Raw genomic sequence first — 21,647 nt, 5'->3', positions numbered from 1 at the left:
AAACCCGCCTCGGCGGGTTTTTTTACATCTGCATGTATTCAATTCACCAACGGGATCCGACGATAAAGCTCAATCATATCGCCCGCCAGATCCTGAATGACCATCGCGTTCATCAGGTGATCCTGCGAGTGGACGGTGATCAGGTTAACCGGAAGCTTCCCGGTCCCCTCATCAAGACCGATAAGCTGCGTCTGTATAGTGTGCGCATGCTTCACATATTCACGCGACTCTTCCATCGCTTTTTCAGCTTCGTCAAAATCACCTTTACGCGCCATCTGCAACGCCGTCAGGGCTGCACTGCGCGCCGCGCCCGCGTTGACCAGCAGTTCCATAATCGTGGTTTCTAAGTCTTCCATTATGACTCCAGAAGTTTGAGCGCTTTTTCCAGTACGGCATCACCTTTCATCATGCCGTAATCCATCATGTCGATCACCGCGACCTTTTTACCCAACGGGTCGGCCTGCGCCTGGAGTTTAGCCTGCTCGTATTTAACCTGTGGCCCCAGCAATACGATGTCGGCCGTCGCGATGTTGTCTTTAAACTCCGCAACCGGAACGGCTTTAATGGTGACTTCAACCCCTTTTTTCTGAGCGGCGTCTTTCATACGTTGAACCAGCATGCTGGTTGACATTCCCGCTGCACAGCATAAAACAATGTTCTTCATAATCAGCCTCGATCTACATGTGTTTATTGATAATTATCCCGTGCAGACCGCTTCAACAACCGCTTTACCATGATTGTGTGTCAGGCATCACAAAGAAACCGGTGATTTTCTGAAACCGGTTACAATTTTGCATTGTCGGGCACCCGGCCCGTGGAATCGGGCAGGGTGAAAGAGGGAGGATTAGCTGATGGACGTTCGGTTAATGCGGTTTTTACCCTGCTGTTTGGCGCTGTAGAGGGCGCTATCAACGCTTCCGACAAATTGCTCCAGCGGTTCAAAATGCCACTCTCCAAGACCGCCGCTGAACGTAACCCGCAGGTTTTCTTCCCGCCAGACGCGCTTTTCAACGGCGGTACGCCACGCTTCCAGCAATGAGAGCGCGGAAGACATCTGCTCAGCCTGGAAGATTACCGCGAACTCTTCTCCACCGTACCGGTAAAGCGAGACGTGATGTGGCTGCATGATCTGGATCCCTTCGCGGGCCACGTTGCGCAGAACAATATCACCGGTCAGGTGGCCCAGCGTGTCGTTAATCGACTTGAAGTTATCAATGTCTACCAGCGCCATCGCGAAAGGCTGCTGGGCATTCAGCAGCTCCGCGACATCGCTGTCGAACGCGCGGCGGTTTTTACAGCCCGTCAGCGCATCGTGAGTGGCCTGGCGAACATAGGCCATCTCACGCTCTTTGTTGGACTGAATCGTGTGGCTCAGCATCGCTTCCAGGCGCGGCGCCTCGCTAACATCGCCAGTTTTGATGGCATTGATAATGTGCATCAGCACGGTACGCGAGGCGTGGCGGAGGTATAAGCCGAAGAGGATGATGATGATGGCGGCCAGCGCAAACCCCCAGCCAACGATCGTCGTTTCGTGGCGGGTGATATCGGTGAGCGTCGCACCGGATACCCGGTAGATGACAAACCAGTCCGGGTTGGTAAACGAGTAGTAGTAATACCAGGCGTTGCTTTTCTTGTCGTAAAGGTGGCCTTCGCCGCTGGTCATTTTGTCCATCAGCGCTTCGCTCACGTACTGTTTGAACAGCGCGCCGGTATCCGGATGCAGCACAACGGCGCCGTCGCGTTCGACGACGAAGAATTCCCCCTGAACGGGCGCCACCATCTGGCGCAGGGTGAAGCCCATAGACGTCAAATCGAGATGGAAAGCGAGCGTTCCCTTCAGTCTCCCTTCAGGCGAAATCAAAGGTTTATAGAGTGTCACAGTCGGATGGCCAGTGAAGTAGTCCATATAGGGACGGGTATAGTGACTGAAGATACTGGCTTCCGCCTGAGCGACGAACCACGGGCGTGTCCGGGGATCGAAGGTTTTACTCGTCTCCGTGGGGAGCACTTCCGGCGCGCGAAGATAATGCCCCTGCGTGTCCGCCAGCGAGATGGAGGAGACGGTCGGCATCAGGTTCTGCAAATGCATCATCATCTGCAGCCCCTGCGTCGGGTTGACGTTGAGCGTCTCGTTGAGCCTGTCGTCGCGGGCAAAGTACATCGCGGAACGGCCCAGGATATAGTCGTTTTCACGCAGGATAGATTCGGTGTAGTTCACCGCCAGGTTGTGCGTGAAATTGCTGTTGATCTGATGATAATCCTCAAGAAAATCCTTTCGTTGCGAAAGCGTTACCGCGATCGCGATCACCGCAAAACTGCAGAGGATCCCCGCAAAGCTGAGCATGATTGGCCGGGTAAAAGAGAGCTTTTTGCTGTGAAGTGCCATGAGCTGTACATCGTTCCTGATGGTGAATACTTTTCGTCTGCCGATATCCTCTCAGCATAGTCGCTGTCCTGCGGTTAGCGGTGAATTATACGGCACACGATTTCTGGTGGGATGATTTATCTTAAGAACCATTAAGAAAATACTTATTCAACTTGTCAGGAGCCGTTTGTGCAATGAACCAGAGGCAGGGCGAAACGAGGAAGAAGCTTTTCGCCCTGGTCAGCGTCCGTTGCTGACCGTGTGACAATAAAAAACCGGACGATCGCTGACAACCACCCGGTTTTGCCTTTTCGTAGCGCCTCGACAATTTTTTATGGCGTTGCAGTACGTTTCAGCGTCATTGCGAGACTCTTCCCAGCCAGCTGTCCCAGTCTTTCCAGACAGGCTGAAGACCCTGGGCCGTCAGCGCTGCGGCGACCGCTTCCGGACGTCGCCCGTCATGCGGCACAAACTGCTCCAGCTCCGGACGATCGTCGGCGTAGCCGCCAGGCTGCGTTTTGGAAAACGCGCTGACGTTGTTAATCGCAAGCGGGATAACGCGATCGCGAAACGCCGGGGATTCACGCGTTGAGAGCGATAATTCAACTTCCGGGGCGAGCAGGCGAAACGCACAGATGGTCTGCACCAGCTGGCGTTCATCCATCAGCGAAGCCGGTTCAATCCCGCCCGCGCAGGGTCTCAGGCGCGGGAAGGAGATGGAATAACGGCTCTGCCAGTAGTGCTGCTGAAGCCACAGCAAATGTTCCGCCACCATGTAACAATCCACCCGCCAGCTGTCAGCGAGCCCGATCAGCGCCCCCAGACCGATTTTGTCGATCCCCGCACGACCCAGCCTGTCCGGCGTTTCCAGCCGGAAAAAGAAATCCTGTTTCTTGCCCTTCAGGTGGTGCCGGGCGTACGTCGCCTCGTGGTAGGTTTCCTGATAGACCATGACCCCGTCCAGCCCGAGGGTTTTGAGCTCCGCATACTCCTCCTGCGCCAGGGGCTGTACTTCCATCTGCAGCGACGCAAACTGACGGCGAATGGCGGGAAGGTGGTGACGGAAATAGTCCATTCCCACCTTGCCCTGATGTTCGCCCGTGACCAGCAGAAGATGTTCAAAACCCATTTCACGAATGGCCGCACACTCACGGGCAATCTCATCTTCATCGAGCGTTTTACGCTTGATGCGGTTGCTCATGGAAAAACCGCAGTAGGTGCAGTCATTGGCGCACAGGTTTGAGAGATAGAGCGGCACGTAGAAGCTCACCGTGTTGCCAAAACGCTGGCGGGTGAGCCGCTGTGCTCGCTGGGCCATCGGTTCGAGGTACGCGCTGGCCGCCGGGGAGAGCAGAGCCATCAGATCCTCGCGGGTCAGATGGCGGGCATTCAGCGCGCGCTCCACGTCAGCCGCCGTTTTGCTGTTGATGCGAAGGGCAATGTCGTCCCAGCTAAGCTGGCGCCAGCGCTCGGTAAACGTGCTCATGAGATCGCCTCCAGAAAACCGGTCAGCGGGCTGGTGGCCTGGGCCTGGAAACTGCGCGAGCCGGGACCGGACTCCCTTGCCAGCAGGCCAGCCTCTACGGCCATGCGGAACGCACGCGCCATCATGACCGGATCGTCGGCAACCGCGATGGCCGTATTGACCAGTACCGCGTCGGCGCCCATCTCCAGCGCCTGCGCGGCATGGCTGGGCACGCCAATGCCCGCATCAACCACCACCGGTACGGTAGCCTGCTCAATAATGATTTCCAGCATCGCGCGGGTTTCCAGCCCCTGGTTGGAGCCAATGGGGGCGCCCAGCGGCATGACGGCGGCGCAGCCGACCTCTTCCAGCCGTTTGCACAGGACAGGGTCGGCGCCGCAGTAAGGCAGGACGGTAAACCCTTGCTGCACCAGCTTTTCAGCCGCTTTCAGCGTTTCGATGGGGTCGGGCAACAGCCAGCGGGCGTCAGGATGAATTTCCAGCTTCAGCCAGCGGGTGCCGAGCGCCTCGCGGGCCAGCTGCGCGGCAAAAATCGCCTCTTCGGCTGTTTTGGCACCGGAGGTGTTGGGCAGCAGCGTGACGCCAGCCTCCAGTAAAGGCGCCAGAATGGCGTCGCTGTGATGACGCAGATCCACGCGCTTGAGCGCCAGCGTCACCAGCTGGCTGCCGCTTTCGCGAATGGCATCCACCATCAGCTGCGGCGAGGCGAATTTTCCGGTTCCGGTAAACAGATGTGAATCAAAGACTTTATCGGCAATACGTAACATCTCAGCCCCCTGCGATAACCTGAAACAGCAGGATCTGGTCGCCGTCATTGACCTGCTGATGTTCCCACTGCTCGCGCGGCAGGATCTGTTGATTGAGCGCCAGCGCCGTTCCCGGCTTGAGCTGGCGCAGCTTGTCGAGCAGTACCGCAACGGTGAGACCGTCGTCGCATCTCATCGGCTCATCGTTAAACAGAATGCGCATCGCGGCCTCCGCATACCGGGCAGCGGCTGGCGCGGCGTAACGCCAGCTGGCGCCAGCCGCTGGAGCGGGCATCAAATAGCCGCAGCGTATTGCGTTCCGTCTCCATGCCGCTGAGCAGCTTGATGGCCTCCAGCGCCTGCATGGTGCCCATCACGCCGACCACCGGACCAAGAATGCCCGCCGTACGGCAGTTGCGCGCTGGCTCGGCATCATCCGGCCACAGGCAGCGATAGCAGCCCTGCGACCACGGCGGGGTCAGGACCATCATCTGCCCGCCAAAACCCACCGCGCTGGCCGTGATAAGCGGCGTATTATTTGCCACGCAGGCGGCGTTAATCGCCTGGCGCGTCGCCATGTTGTCCGTGCAGTCCAGCACCACGTCGGCCAGGGCAACCTCACGGCGCAGATTGTCACCGCTGAGCCGGTCCTGCAGGGCAATCAGCTCAATATCCGGGTTGAGCTGGTTCAGGCGCTGCCGGGTAATTTGCGCTTTCGGCTGGTTGATATCCTCGGTGGTAAAGAGGATTTGTCGCTGCAGGTTGCTGAGGTGAACCTCGTCGTCGTCGGCCAGCACCAGCGTACCGATACCTGCGCCTGCCAGATAAAGCGCGGCGGGCGCGCCTAACCCGCCCAGACCGACAATTAGCACCCGGCTGGCGAGCAGCTTTTGCTGCCCGTCGATGGCGATATCTTCCAGCAGGATCTGACGGCTGTAGCGCATAAAATCACGATCGTTCATCACCCGCTCCTGCCAGCTGTAACAGCTGTTCGGTGGCGAGACGCCAGTCTGCGGCCTGGGTGATGGCGCTGACGACGGCGATACTGCCGACGCCGGTCTCCAGCACCGCCGGGGCGCGTTCAAGACTGATTCCGCCGATGGCAACGGTGGGGTAATCGGTAAGGCGTTTAACGTGACTCGCCAGCTGCGTCAGCCCCTGCGGTGCGGAGGGCATCTGCTTGGTTTGCGTCGGGAAGACGTGACCCAGCGCGATGTAAGAGGGACGGGCCGCCAGCGCCACGTCGATCTCCATGTCATCGTGTGTTGAAACGCCAAGACGCAGCCCGGCTTCGCGGATAGCGCTCAGATCCGTTGTTTCCAAATCCTCCTGACCCAGATGCACGCCGTACGCCTGGTGCTTAACGGCCAGCCGCCAGTAGTCGTTGATAAACAGACGGGCGTTATGCCGACGCCCCAGCGCGATGGCGGCAACCACATCGGCTTCTACCTCGTCGTCGCGTTTATCCTTGATGCGCAGCTGGATCGTTCGAACGCCTGTCTCCAGCAGGCGCTCTATCCACTCCACGCTGTCCACCACCGGATAGAGCCCTAAACGGTAGGGGACGGGCGGGAAATCGGGCTTATACATTACGCCTCCTCTTTTTTGAGGTAGATTTCACCGCCTTTGGCGCGGAAGGTCTCAGACATGTCCGCCATACCCACTTCAATGGTCTGCGCGGCGGCGTAGTCGCGCACCTCCTGGCTGATTTTCATCGAGCAGAATTTTGGCCCGCACATAGAGCAGAAGTGCGCGACTTTGCCTGACTCCTGCGGCAGGGTCTCGTCGTGATAGGCGCGGGCGGTGAACGGGTCCAGCGCCAGGTTGAACTGGTCTTCCCAGCGGAATTCGAAGCGCGCCTTCGACATGGCGTTATCGCGGATTTGCGCGCCCGGGTGGCCTTTGGCCAGATCAGCCGCGTGGGCGGCAATTTTGTAGGTGATCAGCCCCTGCTTCACATCCTCTTTGTTTGGCAGGCCGAGGTGCTCTTTCGGCGTCACGTAGCAGAGCATGGCGCAGCCGAACCAGCCGATCATCGCCGCCCCAATGCCTGACGTGAAGTGGTCATAGCCCGGCGCAATATCGGTGGTCAACGGCCCCAGGGTGTAGAACGGCGCTTCGTGGCAGTGCTCCAGCTCCTCGGTCATGTTGCGGCGGATCATCTGCATCGGCACGTGGCCCGGGCCTTCAATCATCACCTGCACGTCATACTCCCAGGCGATTTTGGTCAGCTCGCCCAGCGTGTGCAGCTCGGCAAACTGCGCTTCGTCGTTCGCGTCGCGAATAGAGCCCGGACGCAGGCCGTCGCCCAGCGACAGAGAGACATCGTACGCGGCGCAGATTTCGCAAATTTCGCGGAAGTGCTCGTAGAGGAAGTTTTCCTGATGATGTGACAGGCACCACTTCGCCATGATGGAACCGCCGCGCGAGACGATGCCGGTCAGACGCTTCGCGGTCATCGGCACGTAGCGCAGCAGCACGCCCGCGTGAATGGTGAAGTAGTCCACGCCCTGCTCGGCCTGCTCCAGCAGCGTGTCGCGGAACGCTTCCCAGGTGAGGTCTTCGGCAATGCCGTTGACCTTTTCCAGCGCCTGATAAATCGGGACGGTGCCAATTGGTACCGGGCTGTTACGCAGGATCCATTCGCGGGTTTCGTGAATATAGCGTCCAGTGGAGAGGTCCATTACCGTGTCCGCACCCCAGCGCGTGGACCAGACCAGCTTTTCCACCTCTTCTTCGATGGAGGAGGTGACGGCCGAGTTACCGATGTTCGCGTTGACCTTCACCAGGAAGTTGCGGCCGATAATCATCGGCTCGGATTCCGGGTGGTTGATGTTGGCGGGGATAATTGCGCGCCCGGCGGCCACTTCGTCACGCACAAACTCCGGCGTGATGTTTTCCGGCAGGCGAGCGCCAAAGCCTTCACCCGGATGCTGATAGCGCAGCACTTCGCTACGGATGCGCTCGCGACCCATGTTTTCGCGGATGGCGATGAACTCCATCTCCGGCGTGACGATGCCCCGGCGCGCGTAGTGCAACTGGGTCACGCATTTGCCCGTCTTAGCGCGTTTTGGCGTCAGCAGGCCGGTAAAGCGCAGCTCGTCCAGACCGTCGTCGGCCAGGCGCTCTTTAGTGTATGCAGAACTCAGGACGCTCAGCTCTTCGCAGTCGTTACGCGCGTCAATCCACGGCTGGCGCAGCTTTGCCAGACCCTGCTGGACGTTGATGGCAACATCAGGATCGCCGTACGGGCCGGAGGTGTCATACACCGGCACGGCTTCGTTGTCTTCGTACTGCGGGTTATCTTTGCTGCCGCCGATAAGCGTCGGGCTGAGCTGAATTTCGCGCATTGGGACGCGGATATCGGCCTGCGAGCCGGAAATGTAGATGCGTTTCGAGTTCGGGAAAGCGGTGCCTTCCAGCGTGTCGATGAAGTGTTGGGCCTGTGCGCGCTGTTCGCGGCGGGTCAGTTTTGCAGTAGACATAGCTCATTCCAAAAGTGAAGGACATGGCTTGTCAGACGACGGATGAAGCAAGAGAGGATCGCCCTCAGGCGATACAACAGCAGTGTGACTCTTGTTCCCTTCGCAGGTATTAGCCTGATCAGGTTCCGCGGATCCCGAATTAACGGTCTCAGCCCGCGCTTTCAGGCGCTGGGCACTCCGACAAGAAAAATCCCCCTCGTGAGAGGGGCGAATGGTTGTAAATTACTCGTTAACGATGAAGAACTCAAGCAGGGCGCGTGACGTTCTCTTCGTTACTGATGTTCAAATCGTTGTCCAGCACGAGGGCGATCAGCTTATCTTCCAGCGTGAATCGCTCTTCCAGCGCTTCGCCGAGGTCGGATAGCGCCTGCTGAAACTCAAGATAGTTATCGTGGTCGATAGCGTTCTCGAGCGCGGAATCATAGTAATCCATGATCTGCTGGGTGTTGGCTTCCAGAAGCGGATAGAGCTTGCTGGCCGCTAAATACGGCGTTGTCCCTTCCATTTCGCGGATAATGCGTTCATAAATATTGAAATGGCCGTCGGACAGATAATCGACCAGGCCCTGACAAAAATCATCCAGCGCTTTTTCGTTCAGTCGCATAAACGATTCTTTGCCAGGCTTAATACCGACCAGATTGTAATAAGCCACGAGTAGATGCTTGCGTACATGTAGCCAGCGATCCACCAGTTTGTTATTTCCTCTAACGCGCTCAGTCAGGCTTTGCAGCTGGTTTAACATGGTCGACTCCGCAAAATGTAGGATTGAATCTGCTTATCCAGAATGTAACCACAATGCTAACAACATGTCAGTGAAGCGAAGGTAGTGCAATAGATATGGATCGTATTATTGAAAAATCAGATCTTGGTTGGTGGATCGTCAGTCACGAACAAAAATTATGGCTTCCTGCCGGAGAAATCCCCTACGGTGCAGCTGAAGCGTTCGATCTCGTTGGACAGCCAGCGCTACAGATCGGCGAGTGGCAGGGTGAGCCCGTGTGGTTGATCCAACAGCCCCGCCGCCAGGATATGGGATCGGTGCGCCAGGTGCTGGATCTGGACGTGGGGCTGTTCCAGCTGGCGGGGCGCGGCGTGCAGCTGGCCGAGTTTTACCGCTCGCATAAATACTGCGGCTACTGCGGTCATACCATGCGCCCGAGCAAAACCGAGTGGGCGATGCTCTGTAGCCACTGCCGCGAACGCTACTATCCGCAGATTGCGCCGTGCATTATCGTCGCTATCCGCCGGGAGGATTCCATCCTGCTGGCGCAGCATACCCGCCATCGCAACGGCATTCACACCGTGCTGGCCGGCTTCGTCGAGGTGGGCGAAACGCTGGAGCAGGCGGTGGCGCGCGAGGTGATGGAGGAGAGTGGGATCAAAGTGAAGAACCTGCGCTACGTCACCTCCCAGCCGTGGCCGTTCCCGCAGTCGCTGATGACGGCATTTATGGCCGAATACGACAGCGGCGAGATCGTTATCGACCAGAAAGAGCTTCTGGACGCGAACTGGTATCGCTACGACGATCTACCGCTGTTGCCTCCGCCGGGCACCGTGGCGCGTCGCCTGATAGAAGATACCGTGGCGATGTGTCGGGCCGAGTATGAGTAGTGTTACACTGAGGCCATGACGCTTAAGGAACTGCAAAAATGACCGAACTGAAGAACGATCGTTATCTGCGTGCGCTGCTGCGCCAGCCCGTTGATGTCACCCCGGTGTGGATGATGCGCCAGGCGGGACGCTATCTCCCGGAGTACAAAGCCACGCGCGCGCAGGCGGGCGATTTTATGTCGCTGTGCAAAAACGCCGAGCTGGCCTGTGAAGTGACGCTCCAGCCGCTGCGCCGCTTCCCGCTGGATGCTGCGATCCTCTTCTCGGATATTCTGACCATTCCGGATGCAATGGGCCTTGGCCTGTACTTCGAAACCGGCGAAGGCCCGCGTTTCACCTCCCCAATCAAAAGCAAAGCCGACGTGGATAAGCTGCCGATCCCCGATCCGGAAGGCGAGCTGGGCTACGTGATGAACGCCGTGCGCACCATTCGCCGCGAGCTGAAAGGTGAAGTGCCGCTGATTGGCTTCTCCGGCAGCCCGTGGACGCTGGCGACCTATATGGTTGAAGGGGGCAGCAGCAAAGCCTTTACCATGATTAAAAAGATGATGTACGCCGAGCCGCTGGCCCTGCATGCGCTGCTCGACAAGCTGGCGAAGAGCGTTACCCTCTATCTGAACGCGCAGATTAAAGCCGGTGCGCAGTCGGTGATGATTTTCGATACCTGGGGCGGCGTGCTGACCGGGCGCGATTATCAGCAGTTCTCCCTGTACTACATGCACAAAATCGTTGATGGCCTGCTGCGTGAAAACGAAGGCCGCCGCGTGCCGGTGACGCTGTTCACCAAAGGTGGCGGTCAGTGGCTGGAAGCGATGGCGGCAACCGGCTGCGACGCGCTGGGCCTCGACTGGACCACAGATATCGCCGATGCGCGCCGTCGCGTGGGCGACAAAGTGGCGCTGCAGGGCAATATGGACCCGTCCATGCTCTATGCGCCGCCAGCCCGCATTGAAGAAGAAGTGTCGACTATACTGTCTGGTTTCGGCCAGGGGGAAGGCCACGTCTTTAACCTCGGCCACGGCATTCATCAGGATGTGCCGCCAGAACACGCAGGCGTATTTGTGGAGGCGGTGCATCGGCTTTCTGCCCAGTATCACCTGTAAGGAGTGATTATGGATCTCGCGTCGCTACGCGCTCAACAAATCGAACTGGCCTCATCGGTGATCCGCGAGGATCGTCTGGATAAAGATCCTCCGCAGTACATTGGCGGAGCAGACGTCGGATTCGAGCAGGGTGGGGAAGTGACGCGAGCGGCGATGGTGGTACTGAAATACCCTTCGCTTGAGCTGGTGGAGTACAAGGTAGCGCGTATCGCGACCACCATGCCGTACATTCCGGGCTTTCTCTCCTTCCGCGAATATCCCGCGCTGCTGGCAGCGTGGGAGCAACTCTCGCAAAAACCTGACCTGCTGTTTGTCGATGGACACGGTATCTCACACCCGCGCCGTTTAGGCGTTGCCAGCCACTTTGGGCTGCTGGTGGATGTGCCGACCATTGGCGTTGCCAAGAAACGCCTGTGCGGCGCGTTTGAACCTCTTTCTGCCGAGCCGGGCGCGCTGGCGCCGCTTATCCATAAAGGCGAGCAGCTAGCGTGGGTCTGGCGCAGCAAGGCGCGCTGTAACCCGCTCTTTATCGCCACCGGGCACCGGGTGAGCATGGACAGCGCCCTGGCGTGGGTGCAGCGCTGCATGAAGGGCTACCGCTTGCCGGAGCCGACGCGCTGGGCAGACGCCGTGGCCTCTTCGCGTCCGGCTTTTGTTCGTTGGCAGGAAATTCAGCGATGATTCAGGTAAACTGCGCCTAATTTTCGATTCGAGAGATCATCATGCTACAAAACCCGATTCACCTGCGCCTTGAGAAACTTGAAAGCTGGCAGCACGTGACGTTTATGGCTTGCCTGTGCGAGCGCATGTATCCCAACTATGCCGCGTTCTGTAAGGAGACGGGCTTTGGTGATGGCCATATCTACCGCCGCATTCTGGATCTGATCTGGGAAACGCTGACGGTGAAAGACGCGAAGGTGAACTTCGACTCCCAGCTGGAGAAGCTGGAAGAGGCGATTCCGGCTGCGGATGATTTTGACCTGTACGGTGTCTATCCGGCGATTGACGCCTGCGTGGCGTTAAGCGAACTGCTCCACTCCCGTCTGAGCGGTGAAACGCTGGAGCACGCAATTGAAGTCAGTAAGGCATCTATTACGACCGTCGCGATGCTGGAAATGACCCAGGAAGGCCGCGAGATGACCGACGAAGAGCTGCGTGCAAACCCGGCGGTTGAGCAAGAATGGGACATTCAGTGGGAAATTTTCCGCCTGCTGGCAGAGTGTGAAGAACGCGATATTGAGCTGATAAAAGGGCTGCGCGCGGACTTACGAGAGGCTGGCGAGAGCAATATTGGTATAATTTTTAACCAATGAGACAATAAAACTTGAGATAACGCCCGTTTTGTCGCTCCTCGACTCTTCCCTTTCGCCCCTTGTCTGGTCTACATTTGGGGGGCGAAAAAAAGTGGCTATCGGTGCGTGTATGCAGGAGAGTGCTTTTTTGGCATTTTCGTCGCACTCGATGCTTAGCAAGCGATAAACACATTGAAAGGATAACTTATGAACAAGACTCAACTGATTGATGTAATTGCGGACAAGGCTGATCTGTCTAAAGTGCAGGCTAAAGCTGCTCTGGAATCTACCCTGGCTGCTATTACTGAGTCTCTGAAAGAAGGCGATGCTGTGCAACTGGTTGGTTTCGGTACCTTCAAAGTGAACCACCGCGCTGAGCGTACTGGCCGCAACCCGCAGACCGGTAAAGAAATCAAAATCGCCGCCGCTAACGTGCCGGCATTTGTTTCTGGTAAAGCACTGAAAGACGCTGTTAAGTAAGACGCGTGGCAGTGAACAGTTTTAGCGAAGGGGCGGTAACGCCCCTTTTGTCTTTCTGGCGTGGAACGCTCGCGCTGGCAGGCATGCTGCTGCTGTCAGCCTGCAGCCACGACACCTCTCTGCCGCCGTTTACCGCCAGCGGTTACGCGGACAACCAGGGTGCGGTCAGGATCTGGCGCAAAGATTCCGGCGGCGAAGTGCATCTGCTTTCTGCCTTCAGCCCGTGGCATAACGGCAATACGTCGACTGCGGAATATCGCTGGCAGGGAGATGACCTGTCGCTGATTGAACTGAACGTCTACAGCAAGACCCCCGAACACGTGAAAGTGCGTTTTGACGACCATGGCGAGCTGAGCTTTATGCAGCGCGAAGTCAACGGTCAAAAACAGCAGCTTTCCAGCGATCAAATCGCCCTCTACCGTTATCGTGCCGAACAAATCCGCCAGACCAGCGATGCGCTTCGTCTGGGACGCGTTGTGCTGCGGCAGGGGCGCTGGCATGCCGATGGGACGGTGACAACCTGCGAAGGACAGACGGTCAAGCCTGAGCTCGAATCCTGGGCAACCGAACACATACAACGTCGTCAGCGTCATTCATCAATGGAGGTGAGTGTGGCGTGGCTGGAAGCGCCGGAAGGCTCTCAGCTGCTGCTGGTGGCGAACGAAGACTTCTGCACCTGGCAGCCGACGGAAAAAAGTTTTTGATTTAAATCCCCTCTCCCTTGAGGGAGAGGGTTAGGGTGAGCGGGAAATTACTCTCCCTGCTCACGCGCAATCGCGCGATAACCGATATCCTGACGGCTAAAGCTGCCGTTCCAGTGAATATCCGCCATCAGCGCGTAGGCGCGTTTCTGCGCTTCTGCCACAGTATGGCCCAGCGCGGTTGCACACAGCACGCGTCCGCCGTTGGTGAGGACGCGATCGTCGTCAGCCAGCTTCGTACCCGCATGGAACACCTTCGCACCTTCAATCTCTTCCAGCGGCAGGCCGTGGATTTCATCCCCGGTGTTGTAGTTGCCCGGATAACCACCTGCAGCAATCACCACGCCCAGAGACGCACGCTCGTCCCACTCTGAGGTTTTCTCGTCGAGCTTGCCTTCGCAGGCTGCCAGACACAGTTCCACCAGATCGGATTTCATGCGCAGCATGATGGGCTGCGTTTCCGGATCGCCAAAGCGGCAGTTGAATTCGATGACCTTAGGGTTACCCTGCTTGTCGATCATCAGACCCGCATAGAGGAAACCGGTGTAGGTGTTGCCTTCCGCCGCCATCCCTTTCACGGTTGGCCAAATGATGCGATCCATGGTGCGCTGGTGGACTTCGTCAGTCACTACCGGAGCAGGGGAGTAAGCGCCCATTCCGCCAGTATTCGGGCCGGTATCGCCATTACCCACACGCTTGTGATCCTGGCTAGTGGCCATCGGCAGAACGTGCTCGCCGTCGACCATCACGATAAAGCTCGCTTCTTCACCGTCGAGGAACTCTTCGATCACGATGCGGTGGCCCGCATCGCCAAAGGCGTTGCCCGCCAGCATATCCTGAACCGCGGCTTCTGCTTCCTCGAGGGTCATCGCGACGATAACACCTTTACCAGCAGCCAGACCGTCGGCCTTGATGACAATCGGCGCGCCTTTTTCACGCAGGTAGGCCAGGGCTGGCTCCACTTCGGTGAAGTTCTGATATTCCGCCGTCGGGATGTTGTGACGCGCGAGGAAATCTTTGGTGAAGGCTTTGGAGCCTTCCAGCTGCGCGGCGCCTTCCGTTGGCCCGAAGATTGTCAGGCCCGCCGCGCGGAAGGCATCCACCACGCCAATCACCAGCGGCGCTTCCGGGCCGACGATGGTCAGATCGATTTTCTCGCTCTGGGCAAAGCTCAGCAGCGCAGGAATATCGGTTACGCCAATAGCCACGTTTTGCAGCGCGGGTTCCAGCGCGGTTCCGGCGTTGCCCGGTGCTACGAAGACTGTTTTCACCAGCGGAGACTGCGCCGCTTTCCACGCCAGAGCGTGCTCGCGTCCGCCGTTACCAATAACTAATACTTTCATTTTCTGCTCCGGGAATTAATGGCGGAAGTGGCGCATGTCGGTGAAGATCATTGCAATTCCATGTTCGTCGGCAGCGGCAATCACTTCGTCGTCGCGAATTGAGCCGCCAGGCTGGATCACACAGGTGATGCCCACTGCAGCCGCCGCGTCGATACCGTCACGGAACGGGAAGAAGGCGTCAGAAGCCATGGCGGAGCCTTTTACTTCCAGACCTTCATCACCTGCTTTAATGCCCGCGATTTTCGCGGAGTAAACGCGGCTCATCTGGCCTGCGCCTATCCCGATAGTCATGTTTTCTTTGGCGTAGACGATGGCGTTGGATTTGACGAACTTCGCGACCTTCCAGCAGAACAGCGCGTCACGCAGTTCCTGTTCGGTCGGTTGACGTTTGGTCACCACGCGCAGGTCGGCTTCTGTCACCATACCCAGATCGCGGTCCTGAACCAGCAGGCCGCCGTTCACACGCTTGAAGTCCAGGCCCGGCACGCGTTCTGCCCACTGGCCGCAAACCAGCACGCGTACGTTCTGTTTCGCCGCGGTGATTTTCAGCGCCTCTTCGGATGCCGATGGCGCGATGATCACTTCAACGAACTGGCGGGAGATGATGGCCTGCGCGGTTTCAGCATCCAGCTCGCGGTTGAAGGCGATAATGCCGCCGAACGCGGAGGTCGGGTCGGTTTTGTAGGCGCGATCGTAGGCGTCCAGAATAGAGGTGCTTACCGCAACACCGCATGGGTTCGCATGCTTGACGATAACGCAGGCCGGCTCGCTGAACTCTTTCACGCATTCCAGCGCGGCGTCGGTGTCAGCAATGTTGTTATAGGAGAGCGCTTTGCCCTGAACCTGCTGAGCGGTCGCAACAGAGGCTTCTTTTACCTCTTCTTCTATATAGAAGGCTGCCTGCTGGTGGCTGTTCTCGCCGTAACGCATATCCTGCTTCTTAATGAAGTTCAGATTCAGGGTACGCGGGAAACGGCCAGAAGGATCTTTGCTTTCACTGTGGTAAGCAGGCACCAGGCTACCGAAGTAGTTGGCGATCATGCTGTCGTACGCCGCGGTGTGCTCGAAGGCTTTGATGGCGAGGTCGAAACGCGTTTCCAGAGTCAGTGACCCTTCGTTGGCATCCATCTCATTAATAATGGTTTCGTAATCGCTGCTCTTTACGACGATGGCCACATCTTTATGGTTCTTGGCCGCGGAGCGCACCATGGTTGGGCCGCCGATATCAATATTCTCTACGGCATCTTCCAGAGAACAGTTTTCGCGGGCTACGGTCTGGGCAAACGGGTAGAGGTTAACGACAACCATGTCGATTGGCGCGATGTCATGCTGTTCCATAATGGCGTCGTCCTGACCGCGACGGCCAAGAATACCGCCGTGCACTTTCGGATGCAGGGTTTTGACGCGTCCATCCATCATTTCCGGGAAACCGGTGTAATCGGACACTTCGGTTACCGGCAGACCTTTATCTGCTAACAGGCGAGCGGTACCGCCTGTAGAAAGCAGCTCCACACCGCGTGCGGAAAGTGCCTGAGCGAATTCGACGATACCGGCTTTATCAGAAACACTGAGCAGAGCGCGGCGGACTGGACGACGTTGTTGCATGGTAAATCCCCTGGATTTCACGATTACAGAGAGCGTTAGATGAATTTTCCTGCGAAAAACTCATCTAACACACCTGACGGGGCATCCTTATTAAGCGCGAGCATTTTAACGAAAACGTTTGCGCAACGCTCGCACATTTTCACTTTTTCGTATCATTGTGGATAAGTCTGTGTGTAAAAAGGTATAAGGCGGGGTTTTGCTGGGGAATACAGCAGTCAGTCATTTTTTTGCAACTTTTCGGTTGCGGCCTGCGGAGAACTCCCTATAATGCGCCTCCATCGACACGGCGGATGTGAATCACTTCACAAACAACCCGGTCGGTTGAAGAGAAAAAATCCTGAAATAACGGGTTGACTCTGAAAGAGGAAAGCGTAATATACGCCACCTCGCAACGGTGAGCGAAAGCCGCGTTGCACTGCTCTTTAACAATTTATCAGACAATCTGTGTGGGCACTCAAAGTGACATGGATTCTTAACGTCGCAAGACGAAAAATGAATACCAAGTCTCTGAGTGAACATACGTAATTCATTACGAAGTTTAATTCACGAGCATCAAACTTAAATTGAAGAGTTTGATCATGGCTCAGATTGAACGCTGGCGGCAGGCCTAACACATGCAAGTCGAGCGGCAGCGGAAAGTAGCTTGCTACTTTGCCGGCGAGCGGCGGACGGGTGAGTAATGTCTGGGAAACTGCCTGATGGAGGGGGATAACTACTGGAAACGGTAGCTAATACCGCATAACGTCGCAAGACCAAAGAGGGGGACCTTCGGGCCTCTTGCCATCAGATGTGCCCAGATGGGATTAGCTAGTAGGTGGGGTAACGGCTCACCTAGGCGACGATCCCTAGCTGGTCTGAGAGGATGACCAGCCACACTGGAACTGAGACACGGTCCAGACTCCTACGGGAGGCAGCAGTGGGGAATATTGCACAATGGGCGCAAGCCTGATGCAGCCATGCCGCGTGTATGAAGAAGGCCTTCGGGTTGTAAAGTACTTTCAGCGGGGAGGAAGGTGCTGAGGTTAATAACCTCAGCAATTGACGTTACCCGCAGAAGAAGCACCGGCTAACTCCGTGCCAGCAGCCGCGGTAATACGGAGGGTGCAAGCGTTAATCGGAATTACTGGGCGTAAAGCGCACGCAGGCGGTCTGTCAAGTCGGATGTGAAATCCCCGGGCTCAACCTGGGAACTGCATTCGAAACTGGCAGGCTAGAGTCTTGTAGAGGGGGGTAGAATTCCAGGTGTAGCGGTGAAATGCGTAGAGATCTGGAGGAATACCGGTGGCGAAGGCGGCCCCCTGGACAAAGACTGACGCTCAGGTGCGAAAGCGTGGGGAGCAAACAGGATTAGATACCCTGGTAGTCCACGCCGTAAACGATGTCGACTTGGAGGTTGTGCCCTTGAGGCGTGGCTTCCGGAGCTAACGCGTTAAGTCGACCGCCTGGGGAGTACGGCCGCAAGGTTAAAACTCAAATGAATTGACGGGGGCCCGCACAAGCGGTGGAGCATGTGGTTTAATTCGATGCAACGCGAAGAACCTTACCTACTCTTGACATCCAGAGAACTTAGCAGAGATGCTTTGGTGCCTTCGGGAACTCTGAGACAGGTGCTGCATGGCTGTCGTCAGCTCGTGTTGTGAAATGTTGGGTTAAGTCCCGCAACGAGCGCAACCCTTATCCTTTGTTGCCAGCGGTCCGGCCGGGAACTCAAAGGAGACTGCCAGTGATAAACTGGAGGAAGGTGGGGATGACGTCAAGTCATCATGGCCCTTACGAGTAGGGCTACACACGTGCTACAATGGCGCATACAAAGAGAAGCGACCTCGCGAGAGCAAGCGGACCTCATAAAGTGCGTCGTAGTCCGGATTGGAGTCTGCAACTCGACTCCATGAAGTCGGAATCGCTAGTAATCGTAGATCAGAATGCTACGGTGAATACGTTCCCGGGCCTTGTACACACCGCCCGTCACACCATGGGAGTGGGTTGCAAAAGAAGTAGGTAGCTTAACCTTCGGGAGGGCGCTTACCACTTTGTGATTCATGACTGGGGTGAAGTCGTAACAAGGTAACCGTAGGGGAACCTGCGGTTGGATCACCTCCTTACCTTAAAGAACATGCCTTTGCAGTGCTCACACAGATTGTCTGATGAAAAGTAAATAGCAAGGCGTCTTGCGATTGAGACTTACACGTCCCCTTCGTCTAGAGGCCCAGGACACCGCCCTTTCACGGCGGTAACAGGGGTTCGAATCCCCTAGGGGACGCCACTTGCTGGTTCGTGAGTGAAAGTCACCTGCCGTCATATCTCAAAACTCATCTTCGGGTGACGTTTGAGATATTTGCTCTTTAAAAATCTGGATCAAGCTGAAAATTGAAACGACACATCTTAAATGGTGTGTTCGAGTCTCTCAAATTTTCGCAAGTCGATGATGAATCGAAAGAAACATCTTCGGGTTGTGAGGTTAAGCGACTAAGCGTACACGGTGGATGCCCTGGCAGTCAGAGGCGATGAAGGACGTGCTAATCTGCGAAAAGCGCCGGCGAGGTGATATGAACCTTTGACCCGGCGATGTCCGAATGGGGAAACCCAGTGCAATTCGTTGCACTATCGTTAACTGAATACATAGGTTAACGAGGCGAACCGGGGGAACTGAAACATCTAAGTACCCCGAGGAAAAGAAATCAACCGAGATTCCCCCAGTAGCGGCGAGCGAACGGGGAGCAGCCCAGAGTCTGAATCAGCTTGTGTGTTAGTGGAAGCGTCTGGAAAGTCGCACGGTACAGGGTGACAGTCCCGTACACGAAAGCACACAGGCTGTGAACTCGAAGAGTAGGGCGGGACACGTGGTATCCTGTCTGAATATGGGGGGACCATCCTCCAAGGCTAAATACTCCTGACTGACCGATAGTGAACCAGTACCGTGAGGGAAAGGCGAAAAGAACCCCGGCGAGGGGAGTGAAAAAGAACCTGAAACCGTGTACGTACAAGCAGTGGGAGCACCCTTGTGGTGTGACTGCGTACCTTTTGTATAATGGGTCAGCGACTTATATTCTGTAGCAAGGTTAACCGTATAGGGGAGCCGAAGGGAAACCGAGTCTTAACTGGGCGTTAAGTTGCAGGGTATAGACCCGAAACCCGGTGATCTAGCCATGGGCAGGTTGAAGGTTGGGTAACACTAACTGGAGGACCGAACCGACTAATGTTGAAAAATTAGCGGATGACTTGTGGCTGGGGGTGAAAGGCCAATCAAACCGGGAGATAGCTGGTTCTCCCCGAAAGCTATTTAGGTAGCGCCTCGTGAACTCATCTTCGGGGGTAGAGCACTGTTTCGGCTAGGGGGCCATCCCGGCTTACCAACCCGATGCAAACTACGAATACCGAAGAATGTTATCACGGGAGACACACGGCGGGTGCTAACGTCCGTCGTGAAGAGGGAAACAACCCAGACCGCCAGCTAAGGTCCCAAAGTCATGGTTAAGTGGGAAACGATGTGGGAAGGCACAGACAGCCAGGATGTTGGCTTAGAAGCAGCCATCATTTAAAGAAAGCGTAATAGCTCACTGGTCGAGTCGGCCTGCGCGGAAGATGTAACGGGGCTAAACCATGCACCGAAGCTGCGGCAGCGACGCGTATGCGTTGTTGGGTAGGGGAGCGTTCTGTAAGCCGTTGAAGGTGTGCTGTGAGGCATGCTGGAGGTATCAGAAGTGCGAATGCTGACATAAGTAACGATAAAGCGGGTGAAAAGCCCGCTCGCCGGAAGACCAAGGGTTCCTGTCCAACGTTAATCGGGGCAGGGTGAGTCGACCCCTAAGGCGAGGCCGAAAGGCGTAGTCGATGGGAAACAGGTTAATATTCCTGTACTTGGTGTTACTGCGAAGGGGGGACGGAGAAGGCTATGTTAGCCGGGCGACGGTTGTCCCGGTTTAAGCATGTAGGCGGAGGTTCCAGGTAAATCCGGTACCTTTTAACGCTGAGGTGTGACGACGAGGCACTACGGTGCTGAAGTAACAAATGCCCTGCTTCCAGGAAAAGCCTCTAAGCATCAGGTAACACGAAATCGTACCCCAAACCGACACAGGTGGTCAGGTAGAGAATACCAAGGCGCTTGAGAGAACTCGGGTGAAGGAACTAGGCAAAATGGTGCCGTAACTTCGGGAGAAGGCACGCTGATATGTAGGTGAAGCCCCTGCGGGTGGAGCTGAAATCAGTCGAAGATACCAGCTGGCTGCAACTGTTTATTAAAAACACAGCACTGTGCAAACACGAAAGTGGACGTATACGGTGTGACGCCTGCCCGGTGCCGGAAGGTTAATTGATGGGGTTAGCGGCAACGCGAAGCTCTTGATCGAAGCCCCGGTAAACGGCGGCCGTAACTATAACGGTCCTAAGGTAGCGAAATTCCTTGTCGGGTAAGTTCCGACCTGCACGAATGGCGTAATGATGGCCAGGCTGTCTCCACCCGAGACTCAGTGAAATTGAACTCGCTGTGAAGATGCAGTGTACCCGCGGCAAGACGGAAAGACCCCGTGAACCTTTACTATAGCTTGACACTGAACACTGGTCCTTGATGTGTAGGATAGGTGGGAGGCTTTGAAGCGTGGACGCCAGTCTGCGTGGAGCCGTCCTTGAAATACCACCCTTTAATGGCTGGTGTTCTAACGTAGACCCGTGATCCGGGTTGCGGACAGTGTCTGGTGGGTAGTTTGACTGGGGCGGTCTCCTCCCAAAGAGTAACGGAGGAGCACGAAGGTTAGCTAATCCTGGTCGGACATCAGGAGGTTAGTGCAATGGCATAAGCTAGCTTGACTGCGAGAGTGACGGCTCGAGCAGGTGCGAAAGCAGGTCATAGTGATCCGGTGGTTCTGAATGGAAGGGCCATCGCTCAACGGATAAAAGGTACTCCGGGGATAACAGGCTGATACCGCCCAAGAGTTCATATCGACGGCGGTGTTTGGCACCTCGATGTCGGCTCATCACATCCTGGGGCTGAAGTAGGTCCCAAGGGTATGGCTGTTCGCCATTTAAAGTGGTACGCGAGCTGGGTTTAGAACGTCGTGAGACAGTTCGGTCCCTATCTGCCGTGGGCGCTGGAGAATTGAGGGGGGCTGCTCCTAGTACGAGAGGACCGGAGTGGACGCATCACTGGTGTTCGGGTTGTCATGCCAATGGCACTGCCCGGTAGCTAAATGCGGAAAAGATAAGTGCTGAAAGCATCTAAGCACGAAACTTGCCCCGAGATGAGTTCTCCCTGACCCTTTAAGGGTCCTGAAGGAACGTTGAAGACGACGACGTTGATAGGTCGGGTGTGTAAGCGCAGCGATGCGTTGAGCTAACCGATACTAATGAACCGTGAGGCTTAACCTTACAACGCCGAAGCTGTTTCGGCGGACGAGACGACACAATCAAATTTCAGCCTGATACAGATTAACAGAA

18 protein-coding genes, 1 tRNA gene, 2 rRNA genes and 1 riboswitch are annotated in these 21,647 nt (G+C 56.4%); of the genes, 9 read left to right on the top strand and 12 right to left on the bottom strand.

Annotation, left to right across the window (positions count from 1 at the left end; all coding sequences use genetic code 11):
- Window positions 1–38: 38 nt before the first annotated feature.
- The 10 genes from AC1VYI_RS23300 to rsd form a co-directional block, all read right to left on the bottom strand.
- On the bottom strand, window positions 39–356 hold the full coding sequence (locus AC1VYI_RS23300) for a PTS lactose/cellobiose transporter subunit IIA (protein ID WP_003862327.1): 318 nt from the start codon (window positions 354–356) through the stop codon (window positions 39–41).
- The gene (locus tag AC1VYI_RS23295; protein ID WP_010425948.1) at window positions 356–664 is read right to left on the bottom strand and encodes a PTS sugar transporter subunit IIB; all 309 of its coding nucleotides are present in this window, start codon (window positions 662–664) and stop codon (window positions 356–358) included. Before AC1VYI_RS23295 ends, AC1VYI_RS23300 begins: the two co-directional genes overlap by 1 nt.
- A gap of 180 nt (window positions 665–844) precedes the next feature.
- On the bottom strand, window positions 845–2,386 hold the full coding sequence (locus tag AC1VYI_RS23290) for a sensor domain-containing diguanylate cyclase (protein WP_134866929.1): 1,542 nt from the start codon (window positions 2,384–2,386) through the stop codon (window positions 845–847).
- 337 nt (window positions 2,387–2,723) lie between these two features.
- The gene (gene thiH, locus AC1VYI_RS23285; RefSeq protein ID WP_134866928.1) at window positions 2,724–3,851 is read right to left on the bottom strand and encodes a 2-iminoacetate synthase ThiH; all 1,128 of its coding nucleotides are present in this window, start codon (window positions 3,849–3,851) and stop codon (window positions 2,724–2,726) included.
- A complete protein-coding gene (gene thiG / locus AC1VYI_RS23280; protein ID WP_023334103.1) occupies window positions 3,848–4,618 on the bottom strand; it encodes a thiazole synthase in 771 nt (256 codons plus the stop codon). The genes thiH and thiG overlap by 4 nt, the downstream gene beginning before the upstream one ends.
- 1 nt (window position 4,619) lies before the next feature.
- Window positions 4,620–4,820, bottom strand: a complete 201-nt coding sequence (thiS, locus tag AC1VYI_RS23275; protein ID WP_023309972.1) for a sulfur carrier protein ThiS — start codon at window positions 4,818–4,820, stop codon at window positions 4,620–4,622.
- Window positions 4,804–5,559, bottom strand: a complete 756-nt coding sequence (locus AC1VYI_RS23270) for a HesA/MoeB/ThiF family protein (protein ID WP_126304582.1) — start codon at window positions 5,557–5,559, stop codon at window positions 4,804–4,806. The genes thiS and AC1VYI_RS23270 overlap by 17 nt, the downstream gene beginning before the upstream one ends.
- Window positions 5,546–6,187, bottom strand: a complete 642-nt coding sequence (gene thiE / locus AC1VYI_RS23265; RefSeq protein WP_226483396.1) for a thiamine phosphate synthase — start codon at window positions 6,185–6,187, stop codon at window positions 5,546–5,548. Before thiE ends, AC1VYI_RS23270 begins: the two co-directional genes overlap by 14 nt.
- Window positions 6,187–8,082 (bottom strand): phosphomethylpyrimidine synthase ThiC, encoded by a 1,896-nt coding sequence (gene thiC / locus AC1VYI_RS23260; protein WP_134866927.1) that lies wholly within the window; start codon window positions 8,080–8,082, stop codon window positions 6,187–6,189. Before thiC ends, thiE begins: the two co-directional genes overlap by 1 nt.
- A gap of 78 nt (window positions 8,083–8,160) precedes the next feature.
- Window positions 8,161–8,272: riboswitch (TPP riboswitch) on the bottom strand.
- Window positions 8,273–8,326: 54 nt separating this feature from the next.
- Entirely contained in the window at window positions 8,327–8,824 is a 498-nt protein-coding gene (gene rsd, locus AC1VYI_RS23255; RefSeq protein WP_134866926.1) for a sigma D regulator, read from the bottom strand.
- Between the two features lie 95 nt (window positions 8,825–8,919).
- Between rsd and nudC the strand changes: the two genes are divergently transcribed.
- From nudC to AC1VYI_RS23225, 6 genes are all read left to right on the top strand, one after another.
- Complete coding sequence (gene nudC, locus AC1VYI_RS23250; RefSeq protein WP_045357738.1) at window positions 8,920–9,693, top strand: NAD(+) diphosphatase; 774 nt, start codon at window positions 8,920–8,922, stop codon at window positions 9,691–9,693.
- 38 nt (window positions 9,694–9,731) lie between these two features.
- The gene (gene hemE, locus AC1VYI_RS23245; protein WP_045357740.1) at window positions 9,732–10,796 is read left to right on the top strand and encodes a uroporphyrinogen decarboxylase; all 1,065 of its coding nucleotides are present in this window, start codon (window positions 9,732–9,734) and stop codon (window positions 10,794–10,796) included.
- Window positions 10,797–10,805: 9 nt separating this feature from the next.
- Entirely contained in the window at window positions 10,806–11,477 is a 672-nt protein-coding gene (gene nfi / locus AC1VYI_RS23240) for a deoxyribonuclease V (RefSeq protein ID WP_023309979.1), read from the top strand.
- Between the two features lie 41 nt (window positions 11,478–11,518).
- Complete coding sequence (locus AC1VYI_RS23235) at window positions 11,519–12,109, top strand: YjaG family protein (protein ID WP_023309980.1); 591 nt, start codon at window positions 11,519–11,521, stop codon at window positions 12,107–12,109.
- Between the two features lie 186 nt (window positions 12,110–12,295).
- Entirely contained in the window at window positions 12,296–12,568 is a 273-nt protein-coding gene (gene hupA, locus AC1VYI_RS23230; protein WP_002445246.1) for a nucleoid-associated protein HU-alpha, read from the top strand.
- 11 nt (window positions 12,569–12,579) lie between these two features.
- Window positions 12,580–13,272, top strand: coding sequence for a DUF1481 domain-containing protein (locus AC1VYI_RS23225; RefSeq protein WP_134867404.1), 693 nt, complete (start codon window positions 12,580–12,582; stop codon window positions 13,270–13,272).
- Window positions 13,273–13,319: 47 nt separating this feature from the next.
- Here the strand turns inward: AC1VYI_RS23225 and purD are convergent, their stop codons facing one another.
- Together purD and purH are read right to left on the bottom strand one after the other, a co-directional pair.
- Window positions 13,320–14,612 (bottom strand): phosphoribosylamine--glycine ligase, encoded by a 1,293-nt coding sequence (gene purD / locus AC1VYI_RS23220; protein ID WP_023309982.1) that lies wholly within the window; start codon window positions 14,610–14,612, stop codon window positions 13,320–13,322.
- Window positions 14,613–14,627: 15 nt separating this feature from the next.
- Window positions 14,628–16,217: a bifunctional phosphoribosylaminoimidazolecarboxamide formyltransferase/IMP cyclohydrolase gene (gene purH / locus AC1VYI_RS23215; RefSeq protein WP_023309983.1), complete on the bottom strand. Its 1,590-nt coding sequence runs from the start codon at window positions 16,215–16,217 to the stop codon at window positions 14,628–14,630.
- Between the two features lie 560 nt (window positions 16,218–16,777).
- Between purH and AC1VYI_RS23210 the strand changes: the two genes are divergently transcribed.
- The 3 genes from AC1VYI_RS23210 (at window position 16,778) to AC1VYI_RS23200 (ending at window position 21,578) form a co-directional block, all read left to right on the top strand.
- Window positions 16,778–18,319, top strand: a 16S ribosomal RNA gene (locus AC1VYI_RS23210).
- A gap of 85 nt (window positions 18,320–18,404) precedes the next feature.
- Window positions 18,405–18,480, top strand: a tRNA-Glu gene (locus tag AC1VYI_RS23205).
- A 193-nt stretch (window positions 18,481–18,673) separates the two neighbouring features.
- A 23S ribosomal RNA gene (locus tag AC1VYI_RS23200) occupies window positions 18,674–21,578 on the top strand.
- The 16S and 23S rRNA genes sit together here with 1 tRNA gene alongside, the layout of an rRNA operon.
- Window positions 21,579–21,647: the final 69 nt, after the last annotated feature.

This window comes from Enterobacter sp. QK-SA4 (assembly GCF_056856775.1).
Note: the sequence above shows the minus strand (reverse complement) of the source record. Positions and strands in the feature narration are given on the sequence as shown.